General features: G+C 43.7%; 10 protein-coding genes. 7 read left to right on the top strand and 3 right to left on the bottom strand.

Going from position 1 to position 9,927, the window contains the following annotated elements; all coding sequences use genetic code 11:
* The 5 genes from LC574_RS10900 to LC574_RS10920 all read left to right on the top strand — a co-directional run.
* On the top strand, positions 1-519 hold a 519-nt coding region (locus LC574_RS10900; RefSeq protein ID WP_229453541.1), incomplete at its 5' end, for an FAD-dependent oxidoreductase.
* 102 nt (positions 520-621) lie between these two features.
* Positions 622-867 (top strand): hypothetical protein, encoded by a 246-nt coding sequence (locus tag LC574_RS10905; RefSeq protein ID WP_229453542.1) that lies wholly within the window; start codon positions 622-624, stop codon positions 865-867.
* 27 nt (positions 868-894) lie between these two features.
* Positions 895-2,457: a PAS domain S-box protein gene (locus LC574_RS10910; protein ID WP_229453543.1), complete on the top strand. Its 1,563-nt coding sequence runs from the start codon at positions 895-897 to the stop codon at positions 2,455-2,457.
* Between the two features lie 192 nt (positions 2,458-2,649).
* Entirely contained in the window at positions 2,650-4,656 is a 2,007-nt protein-coding gene (locus LC574_RS10915) for a GspE/PulE family protein (protein ID WP_229453544.1), read from the top strand.
* A gap of 157 nt (positions 4,657-4,813) precedes the next feature.
* Positions 4,814-5,941 carry a type IV pilus twitching motility protein PilT gene (locus LC574_RS10920; RefSeq protein ID WP_229453549.1) on the top strand — a complete coding sequence of 376 codons (1,128 nt, stop codon included), beginning with the start codon at positions 4,814-4,816 and terminating at the stop codon, positions 5,939-5,941.
* Here LC574_RS10920 and LC574_RS37935 read toward each other — a convergent pair.
* Positions 5,938-6,069: a hypothetical protein gene (locus LC574_RS37935; RefSeq protein ID WP_267871489.1), complete on the bottom strand. Its 132-nt coding sequence runs from the start codon at positions 6,067-6,069 to the stop codon at positions 5,938-5,940. The two genes, LC574_RS10920 and LC574_RS37935, sit on opposite strands and share 4 nt — an antisense overlap.
* Before the next feature lie 41 nt (positions 6,070-6,110).
* On the opposite strand from LC574_RS37935, the gene LC574_RS10925 reads away from it, so the two are divergent.
* Together LC574_RS10925 and LC574_RS10930 are read left to right on the top strand one after the other, a co-directional pair.
* Complete coding sequence (locus tag LC574_RS10925; protein WP_229453545.1) at positions 6,111-7,334, top strand: type II secretion system F family protein; 1,224 nt, start codon at positions 6,111-6,113, stop codon at positions 7,332-7,334.
* Between the two features lie 126 nt (positions 7,335-7,460).
* Positions 7,461-8,021: a hypothetical protein gene (locus LC574_RS10930; protein ID WP_229453546.1), complete on the top strand. Its 561-nt coding sequence runs from the start codon at positions 7,461-7,463 to the stop codon at positions 8,019-8,021.
* Positions 8,022-8,170: 149 nt separating this feature from the next.
* On the opposite strand, the gene LC574_RS10935 is transcribed toward LC574_RS10930, so the two are convergent.
* Together LC574_RS10935 and LC574_RS10940 are read right to left on the bottom strand one after the other, a co-directional pair.
* The gene (locus tag LC574_RS10935) at positions 8,171-9,193 is read right to left on the bottom strand and encodes a saccharopine dehydrogenase-like oxidoreductase (protein WP_229453547.1); all 1,023 of its coding nucleotides are present in this window, start codon (positions 9,191-9,193) and stop codon (positions 8,171-8,173) included.
* 177 nt (positions 9,194-9,370) lie between these two features.
* The gene (locus LC574_RS10940) at positions 9,371-9,634 is read right to left on the bottom strand and encodes a DUF3368 domain-containing protein (protein WP_229453548.1); all 264 of its coding nucleotides are present in this window, start codon (positions 9,632-9,634) and stop codon (positions 9,371-9,373) included.
* Between the last annotated feature and the right edge of the window lie 293 nt (positions 9,635-9,927).

The raw sequence follows: 9,927 nt of genomic DNA on the forward strand, positions 1-9,927 counted from the left end.
CGTAAACGTCGTGCTATTCGTCAACTCAACTATGACTCATCCTCCAAAATCTTTTTCCAATGCAGTTCTCGCTTCTGGGAAAACGATGATGGAATTCATGGAGGTGGTTCGGTTACTGACTTAGCGATCCGCAACGTCTATTATCCTCAACACGGACAGGAAACCGGACGAGGCGCACTCCTAGCTAGTTATACCTGGGGGAGAGATGCAGGATGTTTTGCCAGCTTACCCAAAGATTATCTGATCCGGCAGGCGATCGAAAACTTACGCGAGATTCATCCGCAAATTGATCGCACCTTTGAAGTGGCAGTGTATCATCACTGCGGCAACGATCCCTATGCTGGAGGGGTGGGTGCATTGCTAGAACCGGGTACTATGTCTCATTTCAGCAACATTGTGATTCCAGATGGGCGAGTCTATTTCGCAGGCGATCACTGTAGTAAGTTTGAAACACGCTGGATTCAGGGAGCGATTGAATCTGCTATTCATGCCGCTATGGGAGTACATGAAGCCCGCTAGGTGATTTCCAAATAAAAAATATCCCATCGCTCTCTTGGCAGGGGAACTCTTAGTACAGCATTTCATTAATTCGTAGCGAATTAAATTTAGCAATACCTTGCAATGCCAATGCGTCCCGATGCAATGTTAATGCGTCCCCTTGCAATGCCAATGCGTCCCCTTGCAATGTTAATGCGTCCCCTTGCAATGTTAATGCGTCCCGATGCAATGTTAATGCGTCCCGATGCAATGCCAATGCGTTCCCCTGCAATGTTAATGCATCGGGATGCATTAAAAACGTTACGCTTTTACGCAAAACTGTACTTAGCAGGGGGAGGAAAAGTCGTTTTGAGTCGAGAAATTGGATAATTTATTTTGGCGTTGCTGAATTGAAGTATGAATATGAAGCGATATCTTACTCATTTGCTAAGGCTGACGGCTGATCGACCCGTCGGCACTATTGCCGTCACCATCCTGCTTACCCTATCACTCTTCCTGCCACTTGGCTGGAGCGCCTGGAATGCCTATCAAGATTTTCACCGCATCGTTGTCAATGATTTTCGACTGCAACAACTGACTGGCACCATAACTCATCTTGATGAAGTATTAACCATGTCTGCCCGGATGAATGCTGTAACCGGCGACAGTCGCTGGGATGAGCGATATCAACAATTTGCACCCCAACTTGATAATGCTATAAAACAAGCAATGCAGATTGCACCAGAAGCTTACAAACACAAGGAAGTATCTCAAACGGATGCAGCAAATCTTAAACTCGTTGAGATGGAGAAGCGATCGTTTGAATTAACAAGAAATGGACAAGTTGAGGCAGCAGCAAAGTTACTCTCCAGCCCAGAATACGAGCGACAAAAGCAAATCTACGCGGCTGGAACTAGGCGTAGTACAACAGCGATTCAAAATCGAATTCAGTATCATTTTAATTCCTTTAGCCGCAATTTATTCTTATCCAGCATAATTTCTGTAGTCAGTTTACTCACACTGATTCCCATCTGGTGGGGTGTACTGCAACTGCTGCAAAAATATTTACGTGCCCGGAAAGCGAGTGAACGAGCATTAGCTGTTGCTAAAGAACAACTCGAAGCAGTCTTAGATGCTGTACCTGGTTCCATTTCCTGGATTGATTCTGGTGGAGTTTACATTGGCGTCAACCGTTATTTAGCAGAGGATTGGAATCTTTCTCAAGATGCTTTTATTGGCAAAGAAGTGGGCTTCCTTGCAGGAAGCACCCAACTAGCAGAATTCACAAGGAAGTTTTTGTTAAATCGCCAAGAATCTGCTTCCCAGGTAATCGAAGTGGATTTAAACGGCTCTAGCAAATACTACCTGGTTGCAGCACAGAAGTATCAACAGGGTACTGCAACAGTGACTGTCGGGATTGATATTAGCGATCGCAAACGCGCTGAAGAAGCCCTTCAAATTGCAGAAGAAAACTACCGCAGCATTTTTGAAAATGCTTTGGAGGGAATTTTTCAGTCCACCTCTGACGGCAAATTCAAGAGTGTTAACCCAGCAATGGCACGCATCTACGGCTATGATTCGCCGCAACAGATGGTAAATAATATTACAAATATTACAGAACAAGTCTATGTTGCTCCCGAAGATCAAGCGGATCTCACACGTCGGTTAACAGAAGATGGAGAAGTTAAAGCCTTTGAGTATCAAGCCTACCAGAAGGATGGCAGCATCATCTGGATTCAGGAAGACACTCGTGCGGTGCGAGACAAAAGCGGCAAGTTGCTTTATTACGAAGGAATTGTGCAAAACATCACCGAACGCAAACGCCGTGAAGAAGAATTGAAACGCCTGTTAGAAGAATTGAAGGTAGAAATCGACCATAAAAAACGGCAACAGGAAGTGGCAATGCTGACTAAGAGTGACCATTTCCAGGAATTGCAGTCAGAAATAGCTAGTTTGGATGTAGATGAGTTTTGGAGTTAAAGTTACAGAAATTTACCCCCGTAAATGAATTTAAGGGCTTAAAAGTCGTTGATAAATAGGTGAGAAATTTCCTCACCATAAAACTTGTTAGCAGCAAAATTTTTGGCTTGAATTTAATCAGTGTCGATGAGAATTCTGTCTCACAGTAGGGGAATACTTTAAGCAGAGGTTTCCCTACTCATTTGCTCATTTATGACTTACTCGTCACCACAACGGCGCAGTACCGCTCTAACTACTAGAACAGAATTTTCGCCCTTCGGCAACAAGCTAGTGCAATCTGGCTATGTCAATACCGAACAGATGAGGCAGGCACTAATTGAAAGCCGCAAATCTGGCAGACCCTTAACGGAAGTACTAGAGTCAATCACTGGGCAACAACTATCACCTGAGTTGCTCAGGCAATACAAAAAACAGCAGCTATTTGAACTTAAAATACTATACGGTGTTGAATTCCTCGATCCGGAAGTCAATTCCTTTGGCAACACGGAGATGGCGAACCTAATTGAAACCCTCATCCCAGTGGATATTTGCCGTCGCCACCGTTTAGTACCACTATCGAAACACGAAGACCAAACCCCGCCCTCAGTTTTAGTGGCGATGGTCGCTCCAGATAATCTAGAGGCTTCTGATGACCTGAATCGCATCTTGCGCCCCCAAGGCTTGGCGTTGCAGCGCATGGTGATTACACAGGAAGACTACCAACAGCTAATCAACCAATATTTGGATGAAATGGCTGTTAAGCAAAAGCACCTAGAACGAGAAAATTCTACAGATATTAGTCAGGATTTAGAAAATCTCGGAAATCTCGATATTGAGGATGCTCCTGAAGAAATGGAGGCTGATTTAGGGGCGGCGATGAAGGGTGCAGAGGATGCCCCAGTTATCAACCTAGTCAACAGAATCCTGGCTAAAGCTTTGCATGAGGGCGTTTCTGACATTCATATCGAACCGCAAGAAGAAAGCTTACGCATTCGCTTTCGGAAAGATGGCGTACTGCGTGAAGCTTTCCCCCTAATGCCGAAAAAAATCATCCCGGCGGTGACAGCCCGATTTAAAATCATCTCCAATCTAGACATTGCTGAACGCCGTCTACCCCAAGATGGACGCATCCGGCGGCTGTTTGAGGGACGTAAGGTGGACTTCCGTGTGAATACCTTGCCCAGTCGCTACGGGGAAAAGGTGGTGCTGCGGATTTTAGATAACTCTTCCACCCAACTGGGATTAGATAAGTTAATTACCGATCCAGAGACTTTGAATATTGTTAAGGATATGGTCAGCCGTCCCTTTGGTCTAATTTTGGTAACTGGGCCAACTGGTTCTGGGAAAACAACGTCGCTGTATTCTGCATTATCAGAAAAGAATGATCCTGGAATTAATATTAGTACTGTGGAAGACCCCATTGAATACAGTCTTCCAGGGATTACTCAAGTACAGGTGATTCGGGAAAAAGGGTTGGATTTTGCTACCGCTCTGCGGGCTTTCTTGCGGCAAGATCCAGATGTGCTACTGGTGGGTGAAACGCGGGATAAGGAAACGGCAAAAACAGCAATTGAGGCAGCCTTGACGGGTCACTTGGTATTAACTACCTTACATACCAATGATGCCCCAGGTGCGATCGCTCGTTTGGGAGAAATGGGGATTGAGCCTTTCATGGTTTCTAGTTCCCTAATTGGCGTTTTAGCTCAACGTTTAGTGCGCCGTGTATGTTCTGAATGTCGTATTGCGTACACTCCCACAACCGAAGAATTGGCTCGTTATGGTCTATCAGCTTCCTCAGATGTCGGAGTTACCTTCTATAAGGCTAACACTTTGACATTAGATGCGATCGCCGAAGCCAAAACCAAAAATCAGCTTTGCTCAAAATGTAATGGGGTCGGCTACAAAGGGCGTTGTGGTGTTTATGAAGTCATGCGAGTCACCGAAAACCTGCAAACTCTCATCAACGAGGATGCACCCACGGAACGCATCAAAGAAGTGGCAATAGAAGAGGGCATGAAAACCTTGCTGGCTTACAGTTTGGACTTAGTGCGCCTTGGTTCTACCACTCTAGAAGAAGTAGAACGGGTGACGTTTACTGATACTGGTTTGGAAGCCGAGTTAAAAGCCAAACGCAAGACTGGTCTTACCTGCCGGACTTGCAAGGCCACATTGAAACCAGAATGGCTGGATTGTCCCTACTGTATGACATCTCGGTTTTAAGGCTAATGGTCATTGGTCATTAGTCATTGGTCATTAGTCATTGGTCATTAGTCATTGGTCATTAGTCGTTAGTAATTGGCCGATGGTTAGTAACTTTAAACAAATGACAACTGACAAAGGACAAAGGACAAATAAAACATTAAAAGGAAGCAGAACTATGGAAATGATGATTGAAGACCTGATGGAGCAGTTGATTGAAATGGGTGGCTCGGATATGCATTTATCCGCAGGTTTGCCTCCCTACTTTCGCATCAGTGGCAAACTCACCCCCATAGGTGAGCATGTATTGACAGCCGATCAATGTCAAAGGCTGATTTTTAGTATGTTGAACAACACCCAGCGTAAAACCTTAGAGCAAACCTGGGAATTGGATTGTTCTTATGGTGTTAAGGGTTTGGCTCGGTTCCGGGTGAATGTCTATAAAGAACGTGGTGCTTATGCCGCTTGTTTACGGGCATTAAGTTCTAAAATTCCTAACTTTGAAAAATTAGGTCTGCCAGATATAGTGCGGGAAATGTGCGATAAGCCCAGAGGGCTTATTCTAGTCACAGGCCCTACAGGTTCCGGCAAGACAACTACCCTAGCGGCAATGATTGACTTGATTAACCGCACCAAGGCAGAGCATATTTTAACGGTGGAAGATCCAATTGAATTTGTTTATGAACCAATTAAAAGCTTGGTTCACCAACGGCAACTGGGAGAAGATACTAAAAGCTTTGCTAATGCTTTGAAAGCAGCTTTGCGGGAAGACCCAGATATTATTCTGGTGGGGGAAATGCGGGATTTGGAAACGATTTCTTTGGCGATTTCCGCAGCAGAAACAGGACACTTGGTATTTGGTACGCTACACACCAGTTCCGCCGCCCAAACTGTTGACCGGATTATCGACGTTTTCCCCCATGAAAGACAAACCCAAGTGCGGGTGCAGTTGTCTAACTCGTTAGTAGGGGTATTTAGCCAAACTTTGGTGTCCAAGAAAAACCCTAAACCCGGTGAATATGGTCGGGTGATGGCTCAAGAAATTCTGATTGTTACTCCTGCTATTTCCAACTTGATTCGAGAAGGCAAAACATCTCAAATTTACTCGGCTATTCAAACTGGCGGCAAATTGGGAATGCAAACTCTGGAGAAGGTTTTAGCCGATTTTTACAAAGCAGGAACGATCTCTTTTGAAGCGGCGATGTCTAAAACTTCTAAGCCAGATGAAATCCAACGTCTCATCGGTACTTCTGTACCACCGCAGGCAGCAGGTGCAAAACCTGGTGCGGCAGCCAAAGCGCATTAGAGGAACTGGAGAGATGAGGAGGATGAGGAAGTAGAGAGGAAGTTGCAGTAAGTCTTTCCCTTGTGCCCATGCCCAATACTTCGGCTTCGCTCAGTACAAGTGCCCAATGCCCCATACCCAATCCCCAATGCCCAACCCCCAATAAATAACGACTATTTTGAATTGATTTATGCCAACCTACGTTGCCCGTGTTCGGGATTCTCAAGGAAAATCCCGAACAGAAAAAATTGTTGCTGAATCCTTGGTGCAAGCTCGTACTAATCTCAGAGAGCAAGGTTTTGTAGTCCAAGAACTCAAACAATTTCAAGGATTTCAGGTAAATTTTGACTTAAAAAAATTCCAGAATTCCTTTGTTAAGGTTTCTGTGAAAGACAAAGCCGTTTTTTCCCGTCAATTTGCCGTTTTGATGAATGCAGGGGTTGCGATCGTTAGAAGTCTTGGGGTACTTTCCGAGCAGTGTAGTAATACTAAACTCAAACAAGCCCTAATTGAAATTAGCAACGATGTTCAAAGCGGAATGAATCTTTCAGAGTCAATGCGGAAGCATCCTGACTGCTTTGATGGATTATATGTGAGTATGATTCAAGCTGGCGAAGTTGGTGGTGTTCTAGACGAAGTATTAAATCGTTTAGCCAAGTTGTTAGAAGATGTTGCCCGCTTACAAAACCAAATTAAATCAGCATTGTCTTATCCAAGTGTTGTGGGTTTTATCGCAGTTGCTATCTTTCTGGGTATGACCATTTTTCTGATTCCGGTTTTTGCGAAGATTTTTACAGAAATCGGAACTGAATTACCACCTCTAACGCAATTTTTGATGGATGCTAGTCTATTTTTGAGAAGTCCGAAGGTTTTCGTGCTTATAGCTGCTCTTATAGGATTGAAAATTGGTTTTACACAATACAGTAAAACTCCTGCTGGCCGCTTAACAATTGATCGTTTTTCCCTGAAGATGCCGCTGTTTGGTGACTTAATTCAAAAATCTGCGGTTGCCCGCTTTAGCCGAACTTTTGGTTCTTTGACTCGTTCAGGTGTACCAATTTTAACTTGCTTGGAAATTGTCCGAGATACATCAGGAAACGTAGTGATTGCCAATGCGATAGACGCAGCCCGTATAGAGATTCAACAAGGAGGTATGATTAGCATTGCTTTACAAAAAGATAGCGTTTTTCCGGCTATGGCAATTCAGATGATTAGTATTGGAGAAGAAACTGGAGAATTAGATGGAATGTTGATGAAAGTTGCCGATTTCTATGAAGATGAAGTCGAGCAGGCGGTAAAATCAATGACCAGTATTTTGGAACCAGTTATGATTGTATTTGTAGGGGGAATGGTTGGAACCATATTGTTAGCAATGTATTTACCTATGTTTAAGGTATTTGAAAAGCTGGGATAGAGGATTAAAAGTTAAGAGTTATGAGTTAGGAGTTAGGAATTAAAACTTTTTATTTCTAATTTTTAACTCATAACTCCTGTACAGACGCGATTAATCGGGTTTCTACTCCTCACTATTTAATAAACTATGACTGTGCAAAAATCTCACTACGAAGCGAGTTTGGCAGAGTACAGCAATCATTTAGCTGCGATCGCCTTACTAAAGCAATATCGGCCATACTTGGAGATGATTCCCAGTCTGCGCCGTCCAGATGAAAGTGTCATCACTATTCCCTTGCCAATTGTCCGTCTTCGCAATACTGCTACAACAGCCCCACAAACGATTTGCTTACCCTGTGATGTAGCAATTTTGATGTGCGATCCAGAGTGGAAAATCAAAACTGGAGCAGAAATTTTAGTCTTTATTCATCGTGCTGATGAAGACTTTTCTGATTTGTTAGGACGTTGGCGACAAACTCAAGTTTGGCTAGACAATGATTATGAGTGGTTGATGCCTCTGTGTCACAGTCATATTTTGAGTGAAGGAGCTAATATTATATATCCTCTGTTTGTCGTTTTTAACGAGACTTTAGAACGCATCCAACGAGGACTTGTAGGGGCTGAACTTCCATTTATTATACAAACACCAGATTCGCTGCTTGAGGAGAATTCCACAGATATTTTTTCTCCAGAAACTCCACCAGCTTAAAAAAAGTTAGAAGTTAACACTGAGGAGTTTGGAGTTTAAAATCGCAAGTTTGGAGTATATTCAGAGGCTCTAAATTTGTGATTTTATATTTTAAACAGACGCGATTAATCGCGCCTCTACTCTTGTACAGGCGCGATTAATCGCGCCTATTACCTAACAAACTGCGGCATAATTTCGGCAGCAGTGAATATTCCATAAATGCCGCGTTGGTACAATTGTCTACCAGCTTTGAGATAGCCAAAGGCGGGGCCGCAAACATTGGCTGCCATACTGGTTTCATCTCCCAGAGTAAAGGTATGGGTGGAAATTTTCCCTTCAAAGGTGCGCCCTGTTACCTTAACGTTGGTGCTGAGAGGCTTTTTAGGATTGCGAGTATCGACTACACCACCAACAGTAACGCGATCGCGCCCTACTATTCCCGCTACCTCTAGCATCACATCATCAGCGTGTTCCATATTCGTCAAGGTAAGCACACCATTAGTTTTATCTAGTAATGCTTCTACTTCTGCGTCAGTCATCGCCCTGGCGGTTTCCGCTGTGTAACCAGGGATATGGCCAATATCTTCCCGAACGGTGGCGCGGTAAGCTTCCCAGTTGGCAATTCCCACCCCGAAGGTAATTTCGACTTGGTGAATTTCCGCGTAGCTTTGGGCTGCTAAAGCTGCTGCGGCGGTTAACAGTCCGGGTGTAGCACCACAGCCTGTCATGTAAGTAATCCCGGCTGCTTGCAGTTCTTCTTTCATCGCTAGTAGTTGTTCTACAGCAGTGGTGCGCTTAATCGCATCCACTAGCACGCCACGCCAACCAGATTTAATAAACTCCTTGGCTACAGAGGGGATAAAATCATTTGGTAGGTTGGGTAAAGCCAGAAAATACCCATCCACTGGTTGAGCTATTTCAATTACATCCTGAATACTTTGATTTGTTAACGTACCAGCTGGCTCTAAATGACCTACCGAACCTTGGGACTGGTAGGTTGCAATGCATTTTTGAGTATTTAAACCTTCAGCAGCGTAAGCGTAACCTTTTTGATCTGCTGCGGCGACTAAAATCATTTCTTGTTTAGCAGCAAGTACCTTGGCGGCGGCTTGTCCGAGTCCGCCGAAACCTAGTACTCCTATGCGTATCGCTGGCGAAATATTTAGAGAATTTTTGACTTTTTCGGAATTCATAGTCAATTGGTTAAGTTGAATCAAAAGCTTTTAGCATTCGCCATCTCAGCTTCCAGCTTGTAACTGGTGGCTGATGGCTGATAGCTCAAAGCTATAGAGGTTAATTATGATTCATTATCCTGGGTTCTTTGGCTGACTGATGTTTTTTTATGTAAGCTACTTGTACAGTATGAAAAATTAATTTTCATCAACAAGCTGTAAAACCCTCTTGTATAAAGGTTCAGCCACCCAGAATCCTGCTTGGTTAATTAGAGCATCTAACAGAGGTTTCACGGCAGAAATTAGCTTTTGACTTTTAGCTTCAACCAAGATTCCTAAAATCCCTGTGTAGCTGAGATTTACTTTAGCCGCAACCATGCGACCACGACGTTCATCAATCAAAACTTGATCTGCTTTCATTTCCAGTGCTAGAGCGATCGCTTCAGCTTCACCAATATCCAATTCATTGCCGAGTGCTTCAACTAGTATACGATCTTGAACTGGACGAGTTTCAATCCAGATAAAAGTTTGTACTTCAGTTGCACCTGCAACTGGAAAGTTGGGATTCAGTTAGTTCTCGGTAGACAGCTTCAGGAATTAGGACTGTTCTGTAAAGCTGTTGTAGTAACAATACCTTCGCCAAAAATAAATAGGGCGTTCTGTAGTAAAGTTGTTGTTTACCACAACGACAACTTCCAGTCTACAGAACGCCCATGCTAGATATAGTAACACTTCTTTTAAGTTTAGAAGTTGAT

Origin of the sequence: Nostoc sp. CHAB 5715 (assembly GCF_020829685.1) — a bacterium.
Classification (GTDB): domain Bacteria; phylum Cyanobacteriota; class Cyanobacteriia; order Cyanobacteriales; family Nostocaceae; genus Nostoc.